The organism is Streptomyces sp. R-74717, assembly GCF_047305335.1.
GTDB lineage: Bacteria > Actinomycetota > Actinomycetes > Streptomycetales > Streptomycetaceae > Streptomyces > Streptomyces atratus.
Map to the genome: position 1 here is coordinate 7,522,394 of NZ_CP102361.1, position 22,033 is coordinate 7,544,426.

The 22,033-nt window shown below is 71.1% G+C and carries 19 protein-coding genes; 18 read left to right on the forward strand and 1 reads right to left on the reverse strand.

Features of this window, described 5'->3' with window-relative positions; genetic code table 11:
- Positions 1-47: 47 nt before the first annotated feature.
- The 14 genes from NRF20_RS34505 (at position 48) to NRF20_RS34570 (ending at position 15,593) form a co-directional block, all read left to right on the forward strand.
- Positions 48-1,733, forward strand: a complete 1,686-nt coding sequence (locus NRF20_RS34505) for a CTP synthase (RefSeq protein WP_398629217.1) — start codon at positions 48-50, stop codon at positions 1,731-1,733.
- An 88-nt stretch (positions 1,734-1,821) separates the two neighbouring features.
- Positions 1,822-2,448, forward strand: coding sequence for an NUDIX domain-containing protein (locus NRF20_RS34510; RefSeq protein ID WP_398629216.1), 627 nt, complete (start codon positions 1,822-1,824; stop codon positions 2,446-2,448).
- Between the two features lie 248 nt (positions 2,449-2,696).
- Positions 2,697-4,760, forward strand: a complete 2,064-nt coding sequence (locus NRF20_RS34515) for a tetratricopeptide repeat protein (protein ID WP_398629215.1) — start codon at positions 2,697-2,699, stop codon at positions 4,758-4,760.
- A gap of 143 nt (positions 4,761-4,903) precedes the next feature.
- Positions 4,904-6,019 (forward strand): alanine dehydrogenase, encoded by a 1,116-nt coding sequence (gene ald, locus NRF20_RS34520; RefSeq protein ID WP_398629245.1) that lies wholly within the window; start codon positions 4,904-4,906, stop codon positions 6,017-6,019.
- A 369-nt stretch (positions 6,020-6,388) separates the two neighbouring features.
- Positions 6,389-7,507, forward strand: a complete 1,119-nt coding sequence (locus NRF20_RS34525; RefSeq protein ID WP_093893768.1) for a ParA family protein — start codon at positions 6,389-6,391, stop codon at positions 7,505-7,507.
- Complete coding sequence (locus NRF20_RS34530; RefSeq protein ID WP_413754637.1) at positions 7,504-8,121, forward strand: hypothetical protein; 618 nt, start codon at positions 7,504-7,506, stop codon at positions 8,119-8,121. Before NRF20_RS34525 ends, NRF20_RS34530 begins: the two co-directional genes overlap by 4 nt.
- 108 nt (positions 8,122-8,229) lie before the next feature.
- The gene (locus NRF20_RS34535; protein ID WP_398629214.1) at positions 8,230-9,342 is read left to right on the forward strand and encodes a segregation and condensation protein A; all 1,113 of its coding nucleotides are present in this window, start codon (positions 8,230-8,232) and stop codon (positions 9,340-9,342) included.
- Complete coding sequence (gene scpB, locus NRF20_RS34540; RefSeq protein ID WP_093893771.1) at positions 9,339-9,986, forward strand: SMC-Scp complex subunit ScpB; 648 nt, start codon at positions 9,339-9,341, stop codon at positions 9,984-9,986. Before NRF20_RS34535 ends, scpB begins: the two co-directional genes overlap by 4 nt.
- A complete protein-coding gene (locus NRF20_RS34545) occupies positions 9,986-11,092 on the forward strand; it encodes a pseudouridine synthase (protein WP_398629213.1) in 1,107 nt (368 codons plus the stop codon). Before scpB ends, NRF20_RS34545 begins: the two co-directional genes overlap by 1 nt.
- A 127-nt stretch (positions 11,093-11,219) precedes the next feature.
- Positions 11,220-11,921, forward strand: coding sequence for a nicotinamide riboside transporter PnuC (gene pnuC, locus NRF20_RS34550; protein WP_398629212.1), 702 nt, complete (start codon positions 11,220-11,222; stop codon positions 11,919-11,921).
- Between the two features lie 26 nt (positions 11,922-11,947).
- Entirely contained in the window at positions 11,948-13,027 is a 1,080-nt protein-coding gene (locus NRF20_RS34555) for an AAA family ATPase (protein WP_413753882.1), read from the forward strand.
- Positions 13,024-13,758, forward strand: a complete 735-nt coding sequence (locus tag NRF20_RS34560; RefSeq protein WP_413753884.1) for an NUDIX hydrolase — start codon at positions 13,024-13,026, stop codon at positions 13,756-13,758. Before NRF20_RS34555 ends, NRF20_RS34560 begins: the two co-directional genes overlap by 4 nt.
- Positions 13,755-14,777 (forward strand): ADP-ribosylglycohydrolase family protein, encoded by a 1,023-nt coding sequence (locus NRF20_RS34565; protein WP_114243773.1) that lies wholly within the window; start codon positions 13,755-13,757, stop codon positions 14,775-14,777. Before NRF20_RS34560 ends, NRF20_RS34565 begins: the two co-directional genes overlap by 4 nt.
- 3 nt (positions 14,778-14,780) lie before the next feature.
- Positions 14,781-15,593, forward strand: a complete 813-nt coding sequence (locus NRF20_RS34570; RefSeq protein WP_398629209.1) for a DNA polymerase beta superfamily protein — start codon at positions 14,781-14,783, stop codon at positions 15,591-15,593.
- A 47-nt stretch (positions 15,594-15,640) separates the two neighbouring features.
- Here NRF20_RS34570 and NRF20_RS34575 read toward each other — a convergent pair whose 3' ends face one another.
- On the reverse strand, positions 15,641-16,345 hold the full coding sequence (locus tag NRF20_RS34575) for a DNA polymerase beta superfamily protein (RefSeq protein WP_398629208.1): 705 nt from the start codon (positions 16,343-16,345) through the stop codon (positions 15,641-15,643).
- 112 nt (positions 16,346-16,457) lie between these two features.
- Between NRF20_RS34575 and NRF20_RS34580 the strand changes: the two genes are divergently transcribed.
- The 4 genes from NRF20_RS34580 to NRF20_RS34595 all read left to right on the forward strand — a co-directional run bounded on the left by NRF20_RS34580 (position 16,458) and on the right by NRF20_RS34595 (position 21,992).
- Positions 16,458-19,778, forward strand: coding sequence for a hypothetical protein (locus NRF20_RS34580; RefSeq protein WP_413753885.1), 3,321 nt, complete (start codon positions 16,458-16,460; stop codon positions 19,776-19,778).
- Positions 19,779-19,863: 85 nt separating this feature from the next.
- Positions 19,864-20,295 (forward strand): YidB family protein, encoded by a 432-nt coding sequence (locus NRF20_RS34585; RefSeq protein ID WP_398629206.1) that lies wholly within the window; start codon positions 19,864-19,866, stop codon positions 20,293-20,295.
- A 252-nt stretch (positions 20,296-20,547) separates the two neighbouring features.
- Complete coding sequence (gene aroH, locus NRF20_RS34590; protein ID WP_093893778.1) at positions 20,548-20,910, forward strand: chorismate mutase; 363 nt, start codon at positions 20,548-20,550, stop codon at positions 20,908-20,910.
- Positions 20,907-21,992 carry a prephenate dehydrogenase gene (locus NRF20_RS34595; protein ID WP_093893779.1) on the forward strand — a complete coding sequence of 362 codons (1,086 nt, stop codon included), beginning with the start codon at positions 20,907-20,909 and terminating at the stop codon, positions 21,990-21,992. The genes aroH and NRF20_RS34595 overlap by 4 nt, the downstream gene beginning before the upstream one ends.
- The last annotated feature ends 41 nt before the right edge of the window (positions 21,993-22,033 follow it).

Consider the following 22,033-nt stretch of genomic DNA (forward strand, 5'->3'; position numbering starts at 1 on the left):
CGCCGGTACGCACCTCACGATCGCGACCACGGGAGCCCCCTTTGGCTATGCAGCCCACATCCACGACGACCAAGCACATCTTCGTCACCGGGGGTGTCGCCTCTTCCCTCGGCAAGGGTCTGACTGCCTCCAGCCTCGGCGCCCTGCTCAAGGCGCGCGGCCTTCGGGTCACCATGCAGAAGCTCGACCCGTATCTGAACGTCGACCCGGGCACGATGAACCCCTTCCAGCACGGTGAGGTGTTCGTCACCAACGACGGCGCCGAGACCGACCTGGACATCGGCCACTACGAGCGCTTCCTCGACGTCGACCTCGACGGGTCCGCCAACGTCACCACCGGCCAGGTCTACTCGCAGGTGATCGCCAAGGAGCGGCGTGGCGAGTACCTCGGTGACACCGTGCAGGTCATCCCGCACATCACCAACGAGATCAAGCACCGCATCCGCCGCATGGCCACCGACGACGTCGACGTCGTCATCACCGAGGTCGGCGGCACGGTCGGTGACATCGAGTCGCTGCCGTTCCTGGAGACCGTCCGCCAGGTCCGCCACGAGGTCGGCCGGGACAACGTCTTCGTCGTGCACATCTCGCTGCTGCCCTACATCGGCCCGTCCGGCGAACTCAAGACCAAGCCGACCCAGCACTCCGTCGCCGCGCTGCGCAACATCGGCATCCAGCCCGACGCCATCGTGCTGCGCGCCGACCGTGACGTACCGACCGCCATCAAGCGCAAGATCTCGCTGATGTGCGACGTCGACGAGGCCGCCGTGGTGGCCTGCGTGGACGCCAAGTCGATCTACGACATCCCGAAGGTGCTGCACACCGAGGGCCTGGACGCCTATGTCGTGCGCAAGCTCGACCTGCCGTTCCGCGACGTCGACTGGACCACGTGGGACGATCTGCTGGACCGCGTCCACAATCCCGACCACGAGGTCGCCGTCGCGCTCGTCGGCAAGTACATCGACCTGCCCGACGCCTACCTCTCGGTCACCGAGGCCATCCGGGCCGGCGGCTTCGCGAACAAGGCCCGGGTCAAGGTCAAGTGGGTCGCCTCCGACGACTGCAAGACCCCGGCCGGCGCCGCCAGGCAGCTCTCCGACGTCGACGCGATCTGCGTGCCCGGCGGGTTCGGCGACCGCGGTGTCAACGGCAAGATCGGTGCCATTCAGTACGCCCGTGAGAACAAGGTGCCGCTGCTCGGCCTCTGCCTCGGCCTGCAGTGCATCGTGATCGAGGCGGCGCGCAACCTCGCCGAGATCCCCGACGCCAACTCCACCGAGTTCGACGCCGCCACCTCGCACCCCGTCATTTCGACGATGGAGGAGCAGCTGGCGTACGTCGAGGGCGCGGGCGACCTGGGCGGCACCATGCGGCTCGGCCTGTACCCGGCGAAGCTCGCCGAGGGCTCGTTGGTCCGTGAGGCGTACGACGACCAGCCGTACGTGGAGGAGCGCCATCGCCACCGCTACGAGGTCAACAACGCCTACCGTGCCGAGCTGGAGAAGAAGGCCGGTCTGGTCTTCTCCGGTACCTCCCCGGACAACAAGCTCGTCGAATACGTCGAGTACCCGCGCGAGATCCACCCCTACCTGGTCGCCACCCAGGCGCACCCGGAGCTCCGCTCCCGCCCGACCCGCCCGCACCCGCTCTTCGCGGGCCTGGTGAAGGCGGCCGTCGAGCGCAAGACGGGTGCCGGGGCCGGTGGCAAGCAGGGCACCACGTCGGGCAAGTAGTCCGGCGGTACGCAGGCATTAACGTTGACCGGGGTACGGATCCACTGAGGATGCGTGCCCCGGTTTCTGCTTTCGTGGGAGGACGTAGATGGGTTTCCAGGACACGCCCGAGGAGTGGCAGGTCACCGCGACCGAGACGCCCTTCACCGGCAACAAGACCAGCGTCCGCACCGATGAAGTGGTGATGCCCGACGGCACGGCCGTACGCCGCGACTACCAGGTCCACCCGGGCTCGGTCGCCGTGCTCGCGCTCGACGAGGAGGGCCGGGTCGTCGTGCTGCGGCAGTACCGCCACCCGGTGCGCCACAAGCTCTGGGAGATCCCGGCGGGACTGCTCGACATCCCCGGTGAGAACCCGCTGCGCGCTGCCCAGCGAGAGCTCTACGAGGAGGCGTACGTCAAGGCCGAGGACTGGCGGGTGCTGACCGACGTCTACACCACGCCGGGCGGGTGCGACGAAGCCGTACGGATCTTCCTGGCCCGGAACCTCTCCGAGGCCGACGGGGAGCGCTACGCGGTCTCCGAGGAGGAGGCCGACATGGAGCTGGCCCGGGTGCCGCTCCAGGAGCTGGTGCGGGGGGTGCTCGCCGGGGATCTGCACAACAACTGCCTCGTGGTGGGCGTCCTTTCGCTCGCGACGGTGCTCGCCGGTGACGGGATCGAGTCGCTGCGTCCGGCCGAGGCGCCGTGGCCGGCCCGCCCGTTCGAGGCCTGACGGTCAGCGGCCTGACGGTTCGTAAGGATCTTTCGAGGTCTCGCGTTCGCAGGGATCGTTCGAGGTCCAACAGCCCGTAGGGGCCGCTGAACGGTTCACCGACGTCCTCCGATCGGAAAAGATGCTGATCCGATCGGGGGACCTCTGCGTCATGCTCCACGGAATTCGTCCACACGCCTGAACTACGCTCGGAATGCCCTGACCGGAGTCCCGGTGGGCAACGCGTGCAGCGAAGTGGAGCGTGGCCCGTGACGGATCAGGCGGTGGACACCAGCGGCCCGGCCAAGGCAGCGGGAACCGAGGAGCCGCCCGGCACCGTCCCACCCCAATTCTTCGGCCGTGACCGCGAGTTGAAGGCGCTGCGAGCCGACATCGAGCGGGCCGGACTGGACACCCTGGCCGGCCGCAAGGCCGCCCGCGCCAGGGTCCTGCTGATCGCCGGACGCCCCGGCTCCGGACGCACCGCACTCGCCGGCGAGCTCACCCGCCTGCTGCTCTCCACCGGCGACCACCCCGACGGCCTGCTCCGGGCCCGGCTCGCCGACCCCGGCGGGGCACCCGTCCCCACCGAGCGCACCGCCCGCAGGCTGCTCGACCAGCTGGGTGTGACGGGGCCGCCCGGCGCGGACGGTGACGAGCTCTCCGAAATGGTCCGCGAGGCGCTCGCCGGGCGCCGCGCCCTGCTGCTCCTCGACGACGCCGTGGATGCGGAACAGGTCGACCCGCTGCTGCCGGACAACCCCGACTGCCTGGTCGTCGCCACCTCCGAGGGACCGCTGACCGGTATCCCCGGCGTCCGCCCCTGCACCATCGGCGGCCTGGACGCGGGCTCCGCCGTCCGGCTGCTCGCCCGCATCATCGGCCAGGTCAGAATCACCGTCGACCCGCGGACCGCCGAGACCCTCGCCGAGGAGTGCGCCGGCCTGCCGGCCGCCCTGGTCATGGTCGGCGGCTGGCTCGCCGCCCGCCCCATGGCGTCGGTCGCCGATGTCACCAAACAGCTGCGCGAGCTGCCGGACGACACGGAGCAGTCCACCGGCGCCCGCCCGCTGGCGCGCGCCTTCCGGCTGGTCCATGACTCCCTGCCGCCGACCGCCGCCCGGATACTGCGACTGCTCGCGCTTGCCCCCGCCGGACTCGCCGACGCGCACACGGCCTCCGCCCTGGCCGGCTGCTCCGTCTCCGCAGCCCAGACGACCCTCGACGACTTCGTGGCCCTGGGGCTGCTGCGCACCAATGGGGCGGACCAACCGCAGTACGAGGTGCCCGGCTGCCTCGCTCCGCTGCTGCGGGCGCTGCTGGAGGACAGGGACCGGCCGATGGAGATCCAGCTCGCCAGGGCCCGGATGCTGGAGCGGACCGTGCGGCTGCTGCAATCCTGCCGTGCGGTCACCGACCCCGAGGGTTCCCCGGCCCGCCGCAAGCTCGCCGGGCTGCCGCGCTCGCTGCGTTTCGCCAGCCCCGATGCGGCCGCCGAATGGCTGCGGATCCGCCGTCCCGCCCTGCTGGCCTCGGCCGGGCTCGCCGTCGAGGACGGTGAACTCGACACTCTGGCAAGGAGGTTGGTGGCCGCACTGGTGCGGGCGCTGGCCGTGCACCAGGGCACCGAGGCGGCCGCGCCCGAGCTGTACGGACTGCACGGTCTGGTTCTGGCGGTCGCCGAGCGGCGCGACCTGCCGCGTGAACGGGCCGCCGCACTGCTCAACCTTGCCGACCTCGATGCCAGGACCGGCCGTACGCAGGAGGCGCTGACCCGCTACCGGGCCGCGCTGGACGCCGGACGGGCAGCGAAGGATCCGTATGCCACCGGCCGTGCGATGGAATCCGTAGGCGGTGCCTACGCCGAGCTGGGGGACTTCCAGCGGGCCTCCGACTGGTACGGCCGGGCGTTGGCGCAGCGGCTCACCCAGGGCGAGCGGGCCGACGAGGCGCGGCTGTACGGGCGGCTCGGCGCCGTCCACACCTATGCCGGCCGGTACGGCGAGGCACTGCGGAACTGGCGGGCCGCCGCGGCCGGGTACCGCAGGCTCGGCGATGTGCCGGCCCAGGCGCGGGCGCTGAGCGAGGCGGCCCGGGTACAGGAGTACGCGGGCCGGCCGCAGGAGTCGCTGCACACCTGTCAGGAGGCCGTCGAGTGGGCCAGGCGGGCCGGGGACGTACGGCTGCAGGCGGCGCTGGAGCTGCGGCTGGCCGACACGCTCGACCGGCTGGGCGACTCGGCTGCGGCCCGGTTGCACCGGGGCCTGGCCGACAGATTGCTGGGTGAGGAGGGTGCAGCCTACGAAATCCGTAGTGCGGTGAGTGAAAATTAATGCTTTGTAAGGCTAGACAGCGCGAAGCCCTTCATTAGAATGGCTTTGCCGCGTGCGTTCGCGGTGTCTCCATTTACGCTGTGTATATCCGGGTATGTGTAGCTATGTCCGGGTAACCCTCTGAGCCAAGGACCGTGATCGACGTGAAGGTCGGCATCCCCCGCGAAGTCAAGAACAACGAGTTCCGCGTGGCGATCACGCCCGCCGGTGTGAACGAGCTCGTACGCCACGGCCACCAGGTCGTCGTCGAGGAGAACGCCGGGGCCGGCTCCTCCATCACGGATGAGGAGTACGTCGCCGCCGGGGCGCAGATCCTCCCCACCGCCGACGAGGTCTGGGCCGCCGCCGACCTGCTGCTCAAGGTCAAGGAGCCGGTCGCCGAGGAGTACCACCGCCTCCGCAAGGACCAGACGCTCTTCACCTACCTGCACCTCGCCGCCTCCCGCGAGTGCACGGACGCGCTGCTGGAGTCCGGCACCACCGCGATCGCGTACGAGACCGTGGAGACCGCGAGCCGCGCGCTGCCGCTGCTCGCCCCGATGTCCGAGGTCGCGGGCCGGCTGGCCCCGCAGGTCGGCGCCTACCACCTGATGCGCTCGGTCGGCGGCCGCGGCGTGCTGCCGGGCGGCGTCCCGGGCACGGCGCCCGCTGAGGCCGTCGTCATCGGCGGCGGTGTCTCCGGCTGGAACGCCACGCAGATCGCGGTCGGTCTCGGCTTCCACGTCACGCTGCTCGACCGGGACATCAACAAGCTGCGCGAGGCCGACAAGGTCTTCGGGACCAAGGTGAAGACCGTCGTCTCCAACGCCTTCGAGCTGGAGAAGGCCGTCATCGAGGCCGACCTCGTCGTGGGCGCCGTGCTGATCCCCGGCGCGAAGGCCCCGAAGCTGGTCACCAACGAGCTCGTCGCCAAGATGAAGCCCGGAAGTGTACTTGTCGACATTGCGATCGACCAGGGTGGCTGCTTCGAGGACTCGCACCCGACGACGCACGCCGAGCCGACCTTCACGGTCCACAACTCGGTCTTCTACTGCGTCGCCAACATGCCGGGCGCCGTGCCCAACACCTCCACGTACGCGCTCACCAACGCCACGCTGCCGTACATCCTGGAGCTCGCCAACCGTGGCTGGGTCGAGGCGCTGCGCCGCGATGCCGCGCTCGCCAAGGGCCTCAACACCCATGACGGGCAGGTCGTTTACCGCGAGGTGGCCGAGGCCCACGGCCTGGAGCACGTCGAGCTGAGCTCGCTTCTCGGCTGACGAGTCAACATCTCCCGTCAACCTCATGCGTCCGGCCGGACCTTGCTGAGCAAGGTCCGGCCGGACGCATGCCGGGCCCCTGCGAGGCCCTCGTTCAACTCGTCTCGAACGTAACCCTTCAACCGATTCGTGCACCCGCTACAAGTGCGCCCCGGTGGCTCTGTGCCCTTGACAGGGAGGTGTTCGATTGCCGACACATCGGGCCGGGTCCGGCGGATTGTGTTGCTGCGGAGCGGTGACACGCCATAGAGTCGCCAATCGTCGGCATGGTGCCACGCTGACCTATCGATAAGTTTCCTGGTCACGTCCAAGGAGGTAAGACGACTTGTGAATGAGTCGACAATTACTCCCGGGGGTGTTCAACCAGGGATGCCTGCACGGGGCCAGAGCCCGAACGGGCTGGAGGCTGTCGGCTCCGTCGCTGTCCGCACCTTCGCCACCCACCAGCACATGACGACAGCCCCCCAGATGATGGACGGCCTAAACGTGAACGCCATGGCCGGCAACGAGAGTGGCCGAGAGACCGCCCACTTCGCCGACTTCGACGAGGTGCCCCAGGGGCACTTCTACGACCCCGACGCCGAGTACGAGCCCGATCCGGAGTACGCGGCCACCCTCGCGCCCGACGCTGCCCGCCAGCGCCGCGAGCGGATCGGCCCGACCGGTCGGCCCCTGCCCTACTTCCCGATCCCGGGCCCGCTGACCGATCACGGTCCCGCGAAGATCATCGCGATGTGCAACCAGAAGGGCGGCGTCGGCAAGACCACGTCGACCATCAACCTGGGTGCCGCACTCGCGGAGTACGGGCGCCGCGTCCTGCTCGTCGACTTCGACCCGCAGGGAGCCCTGTCGGTCGGGCTCGGCGTCAACCCGATGGAGCTCGACCTCACGGTCTACAACCTGCTCATGGAGCGGGGCATGTCGGCCGACGAGGTCCTGCTGAAGACCGCGGTCCCGAACATGGACCTGCTGCCCAGCAACATCGACCTGTCGGCTGCCGAGGTGCAGCTGGTGAGCGAGGTGGCCCGGGAGTCCACGCTGCAGCGCGCCCTGAAGCCGCTGATGGCGGACTACGACTACATCGTGATCGACTGTCAGCCCTCGCTGGGGCTGCTCACCGTGAACGCCCTGACGGCAGCCCACAAGGTGATAGTGCCGCTCGAGTGCGAATTCTTCGCGCTGCGAGGTGTGGCACTGCTCACCGAGACCATCGAGAAGGTCCAGGAGCGGCTCAACCCGGATCTGGAGCTCGACGGCATCCTCGCCACCATGTACGACTCCCGTACGGTGCACAGCCGCGAGGTCCTCGCGCGCGTCGTCGAGGCCTTCGACGATCACGTCTACCACACGGTCATCGGGCGCACGGTCCGTTTCCCGGAGACCACGGTCGCCGGTGAGCCCATCACCACGTACGCCTCCAACTCGGTCGGTGCCGCCGCCTATCGCCAGCTCGCCAGGGAGGTGCTCGCCCGGTGTCACGCCGAGTGAGTCTGCCCGGGGCCGACGAACTGTTCCGTACCACCGGGGGGATGGGGCTGCAGGCCACGTCCCCCGCGGAGCGGCGGCGCAAGGCGAACGGCGAGGCCCGGGTGCCCGGTCCGGCCGGGGAGAGCGATCCCGCGGCCGACGGATCCGGGGCGGGCGCGGTGGAGGCCGCAGCCGGCACCGCGGCCCCTTCGCGGGAGGAGCACTCCGCGGCCGACGCCGACGCGGGGGGATCGCGCAGCCGCGGCGGAGACGGTGACCGAGGTGCGGTGGCAGGGCAGTCGGGGCGCAGGCCTCAGCAGTCCGCGCCGTCCACGCAGTCGTCCGCGCAGGAGGCGGTTCCCGCCCCTGCCGTTCAGCAGCAGCGCAAGCGCGGAGGCGGGCGCGGGGCGAACCGGCGGCCCAGCGGCCGGGAGCGTCACGACGAGAAGATCACCGTCTATGTCTCGGCCGAGGAACTGATGGACCTCGAACACGCCCGTCTCGTGCTCCGCGGGGAGCACGGGCTCGCGGTCGACCGAGGGCGGATCGTCCGCGAGGCGGTCGCGGTGGTTCTCGCGGACCTGGAGTCGCGGGGCGACGCGAGCATCCTCGTACGGCGGTTGCGCGGCCGCTGACCGGCGGGGCGCCGGTAACCTGCCCGGAGTGCCGCCGCCGGCCGGGTCTCCGGCCTGCCCCGTACGGGCCACTGCCCGCCGCCCGTGTCCCGCTGCCCCTGGACCTTCATGCCGACGACCGACGAGCCCGCCCGTACCCCTCGCCGCCCCCTGGGCCGCGGCCCGGGCGGTCGGCCTGCGCCGGGGCCGGCGGCGGACGGGGGCATCGGCGGTGAATCCGCCACCCCGCCTCTTCCCGAGGCCGCGGAAGCGTCCCCGGAACCATCGGTGGCCGATGCGACAGCGTCCGCCGGGACAGCCGCCCCCGAGGTTCCCGTAACGCCCCCCGAGCCCGCCGTACCGACAACACCCGGCTCATCCCCCGAGCCCGTCGTACCGGCAGCAACCGCCGGCTCGCCTCCCGAGCCCGCCGACGACGGGCGGTTCACTGTTCGGCTGGCGAACTTCGAGGGGCCGTTCGATCTGCTTCTGCAGCTCATCTCCAAGCACAAGCTGGATGTGACCGAAGTCGCACTGTCCAAGGTCACCGACGAGTTCATGGCGCACATCCGCGCCATGGGGCCGGACTGGGATCTGGACCAGACCACCGAGTTCCTCGTCGTCGCCGCGACCCTGCTCGATCTGAAGGCCGCCCGGCTGCTGCCCGCCGCCGAGGTCGAGGACGAGGCGGATCTGGCGCTGCTCGAAGCGCGGGACCTGCTCTTTGCCCGGCTGCTCCAGTACCGCGCGTACAAACGCATCGCGGAGATCTTCAGCGACCGGCTGGAGTCGGAGGGGCGGCGCTTTCCGCGGACCGTGGGGCTGGAGCCGCACCATGCCGAGCTGCTGCCCGAGGTCGTCATCAGCATCGGGGCCGAGGGGTTCGCCAAGCTGGCCGTGAAGGCGATGCAGCCGAAGCCCAAGCCGCAGGTGTACGTCGACCACATCCACGCACCGCTGGTCAGCGTGCGGGAACAGGCCGAGATCGTGGTGGCGCGGCTGCGGGAGGCGGGGGAGATCAGTTTCCGCGTGCTCACCGAGGACGCCCAGGACACCCTCACCGTCGTCGCAAGGTTCCTCGCGCTGCTGGAGCTGTACCGGGAGAAGGCCGTCGCGCTCGACCAGGACGAGGCGCTGGGAGAGCTCCTGGTGCGCTGGGCCGGGGGAGAGGGGGCCGAGCCCGTCGTGACGGACGAGTTCGACACCGAGCTGCAGGACGTCTGTGAGGATGTGAAGGCATGAGTCAGCAGGACACCACCGGCTCCACCGTCGCGGATCTTGATCTCAAGCCCGCCCTGGAGGCCGTCCTCATGGTCGTCGACGAGCCCGCCACCGAGGAGCACCTCGCCAAGGTGCTGGAGCGGCCCCGCAGAGCCGTCGCCGACGCGCTGCGGGAGCTGGCCGACGAGTACACCGTGCAGCGTCGCGGTTTCGATCTGAGGCTGGTCGCGGGCGGCTGGCGCTTCTATACCCGCCCGGAGTACGCGGCGGCCGTCGAGGGCTTCGTCCTGGACGGCCAGCAGGCCCGTCTCACGCAGGCGGCCCTGGAGACCCTCGCGGTGGTCGCGTACCGCCAGCCGGTCAGCCGGTCGAGGGTCTCCGCGGTCCGCGGTGTGAACTGTGACGGGGTCATGCGGACCCTGCTGCAGAGGGGTCTCGTCGAGGAAGCGGGCGCGGAACCCGAAACAGGTGCGATCCTGTACAGGACGACGAACTACTTTCTGGAGCGGATGGGCCTGCGTGGCCTGGATGAGCTCCCGGAGCTCGCGCCCTTCCTTCCCGAGGCGGACGCGATCGAGGCTGAGACGCTAGAGGGTGTGCCGTCGTTCGATCCGGACGCACCGGACACCCCGGATACTCACGCAGACGACAAGACGGAATTTTGATGCGAAGCAGTGGCAGGAACAGCGGAAGCGGCAGCGGCAAGAGCGGCGGCAACCGGAATCCCCGGGGTGCCGGCGCCGGGCGCGACGGCAAGCAGGAGCAGCGTCCCCGCCGGCCCCGGCCCGAGGAGCGTCGCTACGACGTGGGCTCCACCGGGGAGAAGAGCGGCGAAGGACCCCGCAAGGGCCGCGGCGCGGCGGCCCGCGGCGGCGCCAAGGGCGGCCCGAAGCCCGCGCAGGCCGGCGGCGGCAGGAGCGGCGGCCCGCGTCGCCAGGGCGCCCCGTCCCGTCCGCGTGAGCTCGACGCCAAGATCGAGCAGCGCAACCGGGACAGGTACGCGGGCAAGCCCGATATCAAGACGCCCAAGACCCACCCGGGCGCCGAGCAGGAGGGCGAGCGGCTGCAGAAGGTCCTCGCCCGGGCAGGCATGGGCTCGCGCCGTGCGTGCGAGGAGCTGATCGAGCAGTCGCGTGTCGAGGTCAACGGCGAGATCGTCGTCGAGCAGGGCATGCGCGTCGATGTGCACAAGGACGAGATCAAGGTCGACGGTCTGACCGTCGCCGCCCAGTCGTACCTCTTCTTCGCGCTGAACAAGCCCGCCGGTGTCGTCTCCTCCATGGAGGACCCGGACGGCCGCCAGTGCCTCGGCGACTACGTCACCAACCGTGAGACGCGGCTCTTCCACGTCGGCCGGCTGGACACCGAGACCGAGGGCATCATCATGCTCACCAACCACGGCGAGCTGGCCCACCGGCTGACCCACCCCAAGTACGGGGTGAAGAAGACCTACCTGGCCGCCATCCAGGGACCGCTCCCGCGCGACCTGGGCAAGCGGCTCAAGGACGGCATCCAGCTGGAGGACGGGTACGCCCGCGCCGACCACTTCCGGGTCGTCGAGAACACCGGCAAGAACTACCTGGTCGAGGTGACCCTCCACGAGGGCCGCAAGCACATCGTCCGCCGGATGCTGGCCGAGGCCGGCTTCCCGGTCGAGCGGCTCGTACGGACGTCCTTCGGGCCGATCCCGCTGGGCGACCAGAAGTCCGGCTGGCTGCGCCGCCTCACCAACACCGAGGTGGGCATGCTGATGCGCGAGGTCGGTCTGTAACCCGGCTCCGTCCGCTCAAAGACCCGCGGCCGGTTCCTGCTTTCGATTTTCGAACAGGAATCGGCCGCGGGTCTTTTGCTGCGACCGTTCCGCCTTTATAGTCAGAGTGACTATTAAGGAGGCGGGAGTGAGTCTCGCGGATTTCCTCGATCCCCTGCAGCAACCTCTGGTGACGGTCCTTGACACCCCGGTCAGCTGGACCGAGGTGCTCGGCTTCGGCAGCGGAGCGCTGTGCGTCTGGCTCGTGGCCCGCCAGCACCTCGCCAACTGGCCGATCGGCATCGCCAACAACATCTTCTTCATCCTGCTGTTCGCCCAGTCCGGTCTGTACGCCGACGCCGGCCTCCAGATCGTCTTCATCGCCCTTGCCGCGTACGGCTGGTGGACCTGGACCCACGGGGGTGGACCGGGGACACCGGACCTGCCGGTGCGGCGCACCACGCGCACCGAATGGGTCTGGCTGCTCGCGGCAGGGGTGGTGGGGGCCTTCGCCCTCACCGTCCTGCTCGCCCACGCCACCGACTCGACCGTGCCCTTCTGGGACGCCCTGACGACCGCGCTGTCCCTGACGGCGACGTACGGGCAGTGCAGGAAGCTCGTCGAGTCGTGGTGGCTCTGGATCGCCGCCGATGTGGTGTACATCCCGCTGTACGCGTACAAGGAGCTCTATCTGACCTCCCTGCTGTACGTCGGCTTCCTGACGCTGTGCCTGATCGGCCTGCGCAACTGGCAGCGCGATCTCGCCGTGCAGCAACGGCAGCCCGTGGAGGTGGCGGCGGCACCCGGGTACGAGGTCGGCGTGGGCCGGGGGCGTGGGGGGTCGCTGTGAGTGGTCGGTTTCCACGGGGCAGCGGCGTGAAGCGCTTCGCGCACGGGCTCGTCCTCGGCAAGTTCTACCCGCCGCACGCCGGCCACCACCACCTCGTCCGCACCGCGCAGGACCGCTGCGAGCGGCTGACCGTCCTGGTCTGCGCCGCTTCCGTCGAGTCCGTACCGCTCGCCGACCGGGTGGCCTGGATGCGGGAGGTGCACCCGGACGTACGGGTCGTGGGCGCCGTCGACGACATCCGCATGGATCTCCACGACCCGGTGATCTGGGACGCACACATGGCCGTCTTCACCGGGGCCGTGCCCGAGCCGGTGGACGCCGTCTTCACCTCGGAGTCGTACGGGGACGAACTGGCCCGCCGGTTCGGTGCCGAGTCCGTCTGCGTCGACCCCGACCGCACGGTCTTCCCGGTCTCCGGCACCGCCGTCCGCAAGGACCCGGTCGGCTGCTGGGACTTCCTCGAACCGCCCGTACGGGCCGCGCTCACCCGCCGGATCGTCGTCCTCGGCGCCGAGTCCACCGGCACCACCACCATGGCTCGCGCCCTTGCCGACCACTACCGGCGGCGCGGCGGCGTCTGGGCGCAGACCCGTTACGTCGCCGAGTACGGGCGGGAGTTCAGCGAACAGAAGCTGGCCGCGCTGCGCACCCGGTGGCCCGGGGCCCAGTGGGAGGACGTCGCCTTCACCACCGACGACTTCCCGCGGATCGCCCAGGTGCAGAACGCCAAGGAGGAGGCGGCCGCGCGCACCGGGTCGCCGGTGCTCTTCTGCGACACCGACTCCTTCGCGACCACCGTCTGGCACGAGCGGTACATCGGCGGGCGCAACCCGCTCGTCGAGGAGACCGCCGACCGGGTCGCCCGCCATCTGTGGCTGCTCACCGACCATGAGGGCGTCGCCTTCGAGGACGACGGGCTGCGCGACGGCGAGGAGCTGCGGCCCTGGATGACCGACCGCTTCCGGGCCGAACTGACCCGCACCGGAAGGGAGTTCATCGAGCTCGCCGGAACCCACCAGGAACGCCTGGCCACCGCGGTCGCCGCCGTCGACACCCTGCTCGCCGCCGGCTGGAACTTCGCCGCACCCCTCCCGGAGCACCGATGAGCGCCGGTGTCCCCGCAGGCTACGACCCGTACGCCTTCGAACCCTTCGCGGTCACGGTCGACCTCGCCGTGTTCACGGTCCGTGGCACCCGGCTGCATGTCCTGCTCGTCGAAAGGGGCGAGGACCCGTACAAGGGCCACTGGGCGCTGCCCGGCGGCTTCGTCCTGCCTCGCGAGTCCGCCGAGGACGCCGCCCGCCGGGAGCTCGCCGAGGAGACCGGGCTGACCGAGGGCACCGTCTCGGCCCTCCACCTGGAACAGCTGCGCACCTACAGCGATCCGGACCGCGACCCGAGGATGCGGGTCGTCTCCGTCGCCTACACCGCACTCGTACCCGACCTGCCCGAACCGCACGGCGGCGGCGACGCGGCCAGTGCCCGGTGGTGGGACGCCGGAGCCCCCGGGTCCCTCGCCTTCGACCACGACCGCATCCTCGCCGATGCACACGACCGGATCGGCGCCAAACTCGAATACAGCTGTCTGGCCACCGCCTTCTGCCCGCCCGAATTCACCCTGGGGGAACTCCAGCAGGTGTACGAGACGGTCTGGGGCGTCGAGCTGGACCGGCCCAACTTCCGGCGCAAGGTCCTCACCACGCCCGGCTTCGTCCAGGCCGTGGAGGGATCGCCGCGCCGCACCGGCGGACGGGGGAAACCGGCCGCGCTCTACCGGGCGGGTGCCGCTACCGCCCTGCACCCTCCACTCCTGAGACCGGAAGGAAGAACCACGTGATCGTGACCAGGACCATCACCAAACAGGCCGCCACCGGCGCACTGACCGGGCTCGCGCTCGGCGATGCACTGGGCTTCCCGACCGAGTTCAACAACGTGCCGTCGATCCTCGCCAAGTGCGGGCCGTGGCGTCAGATGCGACTGCCGAAGCCGGCGATCGTCACCGACGACACCCAGATGACGCTGGCCCTGGGGCGGGGTATCCGTACTGCCATGGACCGCGGGCTGCTCACCCCGCTGCGGCTGGTCCGCCCGGTGCGCGAGGAGTTCGTCGACTGGTACCACTCGCCCGACAACAACCGCGCCCCCGGCCGCACCTGCATGACCGCCTGCCGCCTGCTCGACAGCGACCGGCTCTGGCAGGAGGCCAGCCAGACCGGTTCCAAGGGCTGCGGCGCCAATATGCGGGTCGCGCCGGTCGGGCTCGTGCCGGGGCTGAGCGAAGAACAGCGTTCCGGCGCCGCCCAGTTGCAGGCTGCCCTCACCCACGGCCACCCGACCGCCCTCGCCGCGTCCGACCTGATGGCCCGCGCGGTGTACCTGCTGGCGCAGGGTGCGGAGCCGATGGGCCTGATCGGGCAGCTGCGCAGTTACGCGTACGAGAACAGCAGCCGCTACCTCACGCGCTGGCTCGGCGACCTCTGGCGGTACGCGGGCGACTCCTCGCCGGAGCTGTACATCCAGCGCGGCTGGGACGAGTGCCTCACCGCCCTGGCCCGCGTCCAGGACGCCCTGCGCGACCCGTCCCCGGAGACCGATCCCTGCGAGACCACCGGCGACGGCTGGATCGCCGAGGAGGCCCTCGCCACGGCCCTGCACTGCTTCCTGCTCTTCCCCGAAGAACCCGTCACCGCGCTGCGTCGGGCCGCCTGCACCCGGGGCGACTCGGACTCCCTCGGCTGCCTGACCGGCGCGCTCGCCGGGGCGCATCTGGGGGCGGCGGCCTGGCCCAAGGAGTGGTCGGAACGGATCGAGTACCGGAGCGATCTGCTGTCGCTGGGGGCTCTCTGGGACGCTTGATCCATGAGTACGAAAACGACGCACCTGAGGGAGGCCGGGCTGCCGGTCACCGACTTCGGCCCGGTGCTCGCCGAAGAGCGCGACCCGCTGATGTTCGCCACGGTCTCCGGAGCGCATCTGTACGGGTTCCCGTCCAGGGACTCGGATGTGGACCTTCGGGGGGTCCATCTCCTGCCCACGGACGAACTCCTCGGGCTGCGCAAGCCCGAGGAGACCCGCTCGCGGATGTGGGACAGGGGCGGAGTCGAGATGGACCTGGTCACCCATGATCTGCGGAAGTTCGTCCGGCTGATGCTGAAGCCGAACGGCTATGTGCTGGAGCAGCTGCTCTCTCCGCTCGTTGTGCACACGAGTGAGTTGCACGCGGAACTGGTGGATCTGGCGCCCGATGTGCTGACCCGCAATCACGCGCACCACTACCGTGGGTTCGCCAACACCCAGTGGCGGCTCTTCGAGAAGACGGGTGAACTGAAGCCGCTGCTGTACACGTTCCGGGCGCTGCTCACCGGCATCCATCTGATGCGCAGCGGTGAGGTGCGGGCGCATCTGCCGACGCTCCTCGGGGAGGTGGCCGCTCCGGCGTACCTGCCCGAGCTGATCGCAGCGAAGGCCGAGGCCGAGCACAGAGGAGCAGAGGATGCGGACGGCGCGGCGGTGTGCCGGGACGTCGGGATGCTGCACGGGGTGCTTGACGAGGCGCAGGCGGAATCCAGGCTTCCCGAGGTGGCCGGCGGGTTCGACGGGCTGCACGATCTCGTGGTGCGTGCGCGGTTGACGGGGTGGGCGTCGTCGCCCTCAATCGCCGGACGGGCTTGAATGTCCGCTCGTCCGCGGGGTGTGCCCACCGGCGGGGGCGGGGCCGTTCACCCCTGGTCGGGCCGCAGCGCGGACGACCGGCGGGTGCGGATCAGGAAGTCCTCCACGCGAGCCCGGTCCGGCTGTGGGGGGAGCGGGGAGCACTCGGCCGCCTCGTCGTTCTCCTCGGCCAGGCGGGTCATGCGGCGTACGACCTCCGGCCATGACACCTCGCCGCGCTTCACCGCCAGCAGCTCCTCCCTGGCCGGCCCCACCTCGATCACGAGCTCGCCCGTGCGCAGCAGATCCCGGCCGCTGGTCAGCAGCCGCAGCAGATGCATGGCGTGCTTCCAGCGCGGCGCCCCGTACTGCCGTACGTCCGCCTCCAGCTTCCTGTGCTGGCCCAACGCGTAACGGACGAAGGTCTGATGGACCATTCGGGACAGGAACGCCCCACGCAGGGAAAGGAGTTCACGGCCCACGGCGTCGACGTTTTCCACCAGCGGCGAGTGCAGGCACTCCAGCACATTGGGGTTGGCGCGCAGGGCCAGCTCGCAGAAGCGTTCCAGCTCCCAGGAGAACTGCTCCTGTGCCGGGCCCTCGACATGCGTCGGTGGCTTGTCGAACCGCCAGAACAGCGGGGTCGGCGCGAGGAAGACGCCGCGCCGGTCGGTGTCGCTGCCGTCCGTGGCGAGCCCGAAGGCGCGTGAGCCCATCACACAGGAGTAGACCGTGTGGTCGCGTACGAGAGCCTCGGGGTCAGGGGTGATCATGCCGGCGAGCGTACGTGGGTGAAAACGTGTTGCGCCGGAAGATCCCCGGTGTCACGATCACCACCATGACGATGATCGGAAAGGCTCGCCGCGCCGCCCTCCGGTGAGCGCGATGACGACACCTCCGTACCCCAGAGAAGAAGCAACCGCCCTGTACACCAGGTTCGAACGCCTGCCGTACCCGGCCCGTATGCGGGCCATCGCCGAACACACCCGCTCCCTGGACGACACCACCTACCGCGCCGCGCACACGGCCCTGGACGCCGGGAACCCCGATGAACGCCGGCTGGCGCTGTTCCTGGCCGTCGTCCGCCGCGACCTCGACGCCGTCTCCCGGGCGCTCGACGATCCGCTGCTCAGACCGCGCGCCCTGGCCGCCGCGATCAGGCTTCCGGTCGACGAAAAGACCCTGGAAGAACTGGCGTCGGGTGATCTGAGGTGCGTACGCCATCACACGTACCGGATCCTCCGCCTGTCCCGCCGGACCGTGCTTGCCGACCGACTGCTCCCACAGGTCCACGAACGACACGGCGACGAGGACACGGCCCGGCTGCTCCCCGCCTGTACGCCCGAGGCGGCCGAGCAGTGGCTGCCGAGGCTGGTCCAGGTGCCGCTCGGGGTTCTGCACGCCCTCGCCCGTACCGCACCGGCCGCACTCGCCACCCATCTCGCCGACCGGTTGCCCGCGGGGAGCGCCGACCGGTCCGAACCCAGGGGCCTGCGCGGACGCAGCCGGTACCTCGTGACCCGCCTCAGCGCCCGCGATCCGGCAGCCGGGATGCTGCTGCTCGACCGGGCCCCGCATCTGGTAACCGGCACAGCGACGGCCACACTGCTGCGCGACCCCGCCGCCGTACTGGCCTCGCTGCGGCGTACCGGCACCGAACGCCTGCCCCTGGCTCCGGAACCCTTGCCGCGGCGGGTGCTGAGCGCCCTCGCGGCCTGCAGGCAGGAGGACATCGCCCTGCTCACGAGTGTCCTGCGCGTCGAATCCCCAAGGGAACTGAGGCCCTTGAGGACGCACGTGGCGCCGGAGCCGCTGCTCGCCCTGTTGCCACCGGCCCGGCGGCGGCGAGTGGTCGAATCGCGGTCGGCCGACGGCCTCACCGACTGGCGGGGCGAACTCGGCGGCGTCGCCTCCCTCGCCCCTGCCGACCGGGCAGAGATCGCCACACGCTGGCTGAACGGACGGGCCGGGCGCCGGACGTACCCCCGCAGCTTCATCGCGGCACTGCTCCCGCTGCCCGAGGGCGAGCCGCGCCTGCGGGAACTCGCCTGTGCGCACCGCCCGTTCGAACGGGCTGCCGCCTGGCCCGCATTGCTGGAATGCGCCGCACGGCACGGCGATCCAAAGGAGTACGCACGCGTCCTCACGTCCTGCCAACGGGCCTGGCACGACCAGGAGGAGGTGCGCCGCGCGACCCTGGCCGCGGCCGGCACCGTCCCGGATTCCTTGCTGGACGCGGCACCGTACGCGGCTCTGCGGGACGCCGCGATGACCACGGTGCAGTCCCGCGACTCGACCCGGGCCTCGCTCGTGGCCGCCGAGTACTGGCTGCGGCGCACGGCGGTGAGCGCAGCCCGCCACGGTGACCTGGACCGAGCCGCCTCGGTCGTCGGGCTGTTGATCCAGGTCCTTGCCGACCCGCGCGGCTCCGGAAGCGTCCGGCCGTTGCCGCTCGGCAGGGAAGCGGCCGTCGGAGTGTGGGAGCTCGGCAGCCCGTGGTCCGCGGGACGGCTCGTGCCGTTCGGCGCCCTGTTCGTACGTCATCTCCCGCACATTCCCGCCCTGGACGCGGCGATCGGCCGGGCGGCAGCACTGGGCCTGTCGGGTGGAGGACAGGCCCGGCGGGCGGCCGAACTGTGGCTGGCCGATCCGGTCACCCGGGAACAACGCTGCGCCGAACTCCTGGCCGCCAACCCCCTGTCGGTCGTCGTGCCGGTCGTCTGGCGCACGATCGCCCGCCGCCGTACCGATCTGCTCGACACGGTCCTGGGTTCCGGACTGCCGCCGCACTGGGCACCGCGGATGCGGCGGAGCGTCCTCGGGCGCTGGTTGCCGCGTCAGCGTGCCGCACTCGACGCGCAGCTGTCGCGTATCGCCGCCGACGAAGAGGTGCCGCTGCTGGAACGGACCGACGCCACTGCCCTGCTGGGGGAGACGGGCAGCCTGCGCCTGCTGGCCGGGACGGCACCGCAGCCCGTTGCCGCGGCTGCCCTCACCGCGCTGGGTGAGCGCGCCGCCGACAGCGGCGGAGTGCCGGCCCATCCCGAGACCCTGGACTTCCTGCTCGGACACGCCGGGACCGGCGGGGTACGGGGGCGGGCCGCGATGACCGGTGTGCGGGCCATGCTCGACACGGTGCCGGACGACGAGGCCATTGCGCGGTTCAGCCGGGTCGTCATGGATGTCACCGGGGCCGTCGGCAGCCGGAAGGCGGCCGTGCGCGGGCTGTCCGCGCTGTCCTCGCCGACGGCCTTCGCGGCCGTGCTGGCCGGATGGGACGCACCCGGTCAGCATCGTGACGTCCACGCCACGATGGTCGGGGTGCTCGCGACCCGCATGGACGTCGCCGCTGTCGCGGAGCGGTTCACGGCGCAACTGCACCATGCGGCGGTACGTGAACGGGTGATGGCGGCGCGGCCCGACCGGCCGTCGGCCGCCGACGCCCTTCGCCGGTTCCTCGCGTACACGGTGGCGACGGGGGAGAAGGCGTCCGCGACGGCCGCCGCCCACGCGCTCCTCGGCACGGAGGCCACCGCCCCTGTCGGAGAAGTCGTCGCCGCCACCGTGACCGACAGCGGCCGTCCGCGCGGGGTCCGCGACGAGGCGGCGCGCCTGCTGTGCCAGTGGGCGACCACCGAGGAGGGGCGGTCGGGGCTGAAGGGCGCGCTCGATGCGGTGGTGAGCCAGGTCCGTTCCGTGGACGAGGGGGAGCGGCGGGATGCGCTGCTGGTCCTCGACTCGCTGAAGCGGGGGTACGGGTCGCGCCCGGTCGCCGCCCTGGACGCCGTTACCGAGGCTCTCCGGGCGGCGGGGCTTGTCCATGCGGCGTCCGGGGTGGCGCTGTCGGCGGCCCTGTCGTCACTGACGGATCCGGACGAGTGGATGGTCGAGCGGTGGGACCGGTGGCTGGCCCTCGCGGGGGAGCGGCCGGGCCCGCTCGACGCCATCCGGTACGAGTGGCGGGGGCCGCGGCCGGTGCTGCCGATCGCGGCGATCGGCACGGTGGTGGCCGCACTGCGGGCGCGGGGGTCGGCCGTTGCGGGGCTGGCCGCGGTGGAGCTGGTGGTCCGGGCGGGCGACAACACCCGGTGGGCGGATCCCTGGCCGGACCGGCTGGCAGCGCTGCGGGACAGCGAGCATCCGGATGTCGCGGAGGCAGCGCTTCTGGCCGATGTTCGCCGGGCCGGTCCGGCGACCGCTGTGTGACGGCGGAACCGCCCCGCTCAAGTGGCAGAAGCCCGGGTTCTGATCGACATTGTCGATAAATCATCCCCTCCAGAAAGGCAGAACCATGGCGGGAAACGACCTCGGCAGCCTGCTGGGCAGTCTGCTGGGCGGTGGCGGCCAGGGCGGCGCTCCCGGCGGCGCCGGGAACATCCTCGGCGCGCTGCTGGGCGCACTGGGTAACGGTCAAAGCGGTACGGGCGGTGGTGGCAACGGGCTTGAAGGTCTGATCGGAATGCTCACCAGGTCCGGCCTCGTCGACCAGGCGCAGTCCTGGGTCGGCACCGGTGAGAACCAGGCGGTCAGCGGCGCCCAGATCGCCGAGGCGCTGCCGGACGAGACCCTGCAGAAGGTCGCCCAGGAGACCGGGGTCTCCACGCAACAGGCGGCCGACGAGATCGCCCGCTCGCTGCCGACGGCGGTCGACAGACTGACCCCGTCGGGAGAGGTCCCGGAGGGCCGCTCGATCGAGGACCTGGTCCGGGAACAGCAGCTCTGAGACCGGGGCGGCCGCAAGGGCCGTTCACCGTGCAGGAAGAAGTGTTCCTCCGGAACACCCCGCGCGGCCGGAGGCCTTCGCCACCGGGCGGAGCCCTCCGGCCGACGCGCTCTGCCAGGTGCGTGCCACCGCCCCGTCTCACTGGGAGAGCACCCCGGCCGCCCGCCGCGCCGCCCCTCTAGGCTGATCGTGCAGAAAGATCACGCAGGCGGACAGCAGGCGCGACACGTACGAAAGAGCGAGGAGCACGACGTGGCGGTACGAGCGGTCCGTGGAGCCGTCCAGCTGGATCAGGACGAGGCCGGACACATGGACGAGCGGGTCAGCGCCCTGCTCACCGCCGTCCTGGAGCGCAACAACCTCGTCGCGGACGACCTGATCAGCATCTGGTTCACGGCCACCCCCGATCTGCACAGCGACTTCCCGGCCGCCGCGGCACGTGGGATCGGTATCGTCGACGTACCGCTGATCTGCGCCCAGGAACTGGACATCGTGGGGGCCATGCCCCGCGTGGTGCGCATCCTCGCGCACGTCGAGACGTACCTTCCCAAGTCCGAGATCGCGCACGTGTACCTCGGTGCCACCGCCGCCCTCCGCAAGGACATCGCCCAGTGAGAACCGCCCTCGTCATCGGAACGGGCCTCGTCGGCACTTCCGCAGCCCTCGCCCTGGCCGGGCGCGGCATCCATGTACACCTCGTCGACCACGACCCCGAATCGGCCCGCACCGCGGCCGCGCTCGGCGCCGGTACGGACGAGGCGCCCGAGGGCCGCGTCGACCTGGCGATCATCGCCGTGCCGCCCGCCCACGTGGCCTCGGTGCTGGCCACCGCCATGCGGGACGGCGTGGCACGCGGCTACCTCGACGTCGCCAGTGTCAAGGGCGGCCCGCGCCGCGAGCTGGAGGCCCGCGGCGTCGACCTCACGCCGTACATCGGTACACACCCCATGGCGGGCAAGGAGCGATCGGGCCCCCTCGCCGCCACCGCGGACCTCTTCGAGGGCCGCCCCTGGGTACTCACCCCGACCCGTGACACCGACACCGAGGTCCTCAACCTCGCCCTGGAACTGGTCGCGCTCTGCCGCGCCGTACCGGTCGTCATGGACGCCGACGCGCACGACCGGGCCGTCGCCCTGGTCTCCCACACCCCGCAGCTGATCTCGTCCATGGTCGCCGCCCGCCTGGAGGAGGCCGACGAGACCGCCGTACGCCTCTGCGGTCAGGGCATCAGGGACGTCACCCGGATCGCCGCCTCCGACCCCCGGATGTGGGTGGAGATCCTCTCCGCCAACCCCGGCCCGGTCGCCGACGTGCTGGCCGGGGTCGCCGCCGACCTTGACGAGACGGTACGGGCGCTGCGCGGTCTGCAGTCCGGTGACGACGACAAGCGCCGCGAAGGCACCGAAGGCATCGAGGACGTACTGCGCCGCGGCAACGCGGGCCGGGTCCGGGTGCCCGGCAAGCACGGGACGGCCCCCGCCTCCTACGAGATCGTGTCCGTGCTCATCAGCGACCGGCCGGGCGAACTGGCCGGGATCTTCGCCGATGCCGGCCGGGCCGGGGTCAACGTCGAGGATGTCCGCATCGAGCACGCCACCGGGCAGCAGGCGGGCCTGGTCCAGCTGATGGTCGAGCCGAGCGCGGCCCCCGAACTGAGCGCGGCACTGCGCGACCGGGGCTGGTCGCTGCGCCAGTAGGCCCGGGGCGGCGGGCCCGGGAGGCGGTTGTCCACAGGGGT

Bases quoted from the DNA above. Each gene is read 5' to 3' on its own strand.
- NRF20_RS34525 (WP_093893768.1), top strand. From the start codon at position 6,389: ATGCCTGCACGGGGCCAGAGCCCGAACGGGCTGGAGGCTGTCGGCTCC.
- NRF20_RS34545 (WP_398629213.1), top strand. From the start codon at position 9,986: ATGCGAAGCAGTGGCAGGAACAGCGGAAGCGGCAGCGGCAAGAGCGGC.
- NRF20_RS34510 (WP_398629216.1), top strand. From the start codon at position 1,822: ATGGGTTTCCAGGACACGCCCGAGGAGTGGCAGGTCACCGCGACCGAG.
- scpB (WP_093893771.1), top strand. From the start codon at position 9,339: ATGAGTCAGCAGGACACCACCGGCTCCACCGTCGCGGATCTTGATCTC.
- NRF20_RS34560 (WP_413753884.1), top strand. From the start codon at position 13,024: ATGAGCGCCGGTGTCCCCGCAGGCTACGACCCGTACGCCTTCGAACCC.
- NRF20_RS34580 (WP_413753885.1), top strand. From the start codon at position 16,458: ATGACGACACCTCCGTACCCCAGAGAAGAAGCAACCGCCCTGTACACC.
- NRF20_RS34575 (WP_398629208.1), bottom strand. From the start codon at position 16,345: ATGATCACCCCTGACCCCGAGGCTCTCGTACGCGACCACACGGTCTAC.
- NRF20_RS34570 (WP_398629209.1), top strand. From the start codon at position 14,781: ATGAGTACGAAAACGACGCACCTGAGGGAGGCCGGGCTGCCGGTCACC.
- NRF20_RS34585 (WP_398629206.1), top strand. From the start codon at position 19,864: ATGGCGGGAAACGACCTCGGCAGCCTGCTGGGCAGTCTGCTGGGCGGT.
- NRF20_RS34505 (WP_398629217.1), top strand. From the start codon at position 48: ATGCAGCCCACATCCACGACGACCAAGCACATCTTCGTCACCGGGGGT.
- NRF20_RS34535 (WP_398629214.1), top strand. From the start codon at position 8,230: ATGCCGACGACCGACGAGCCCGCCCGTACCCCTCGCCGCCCCCTGGGC.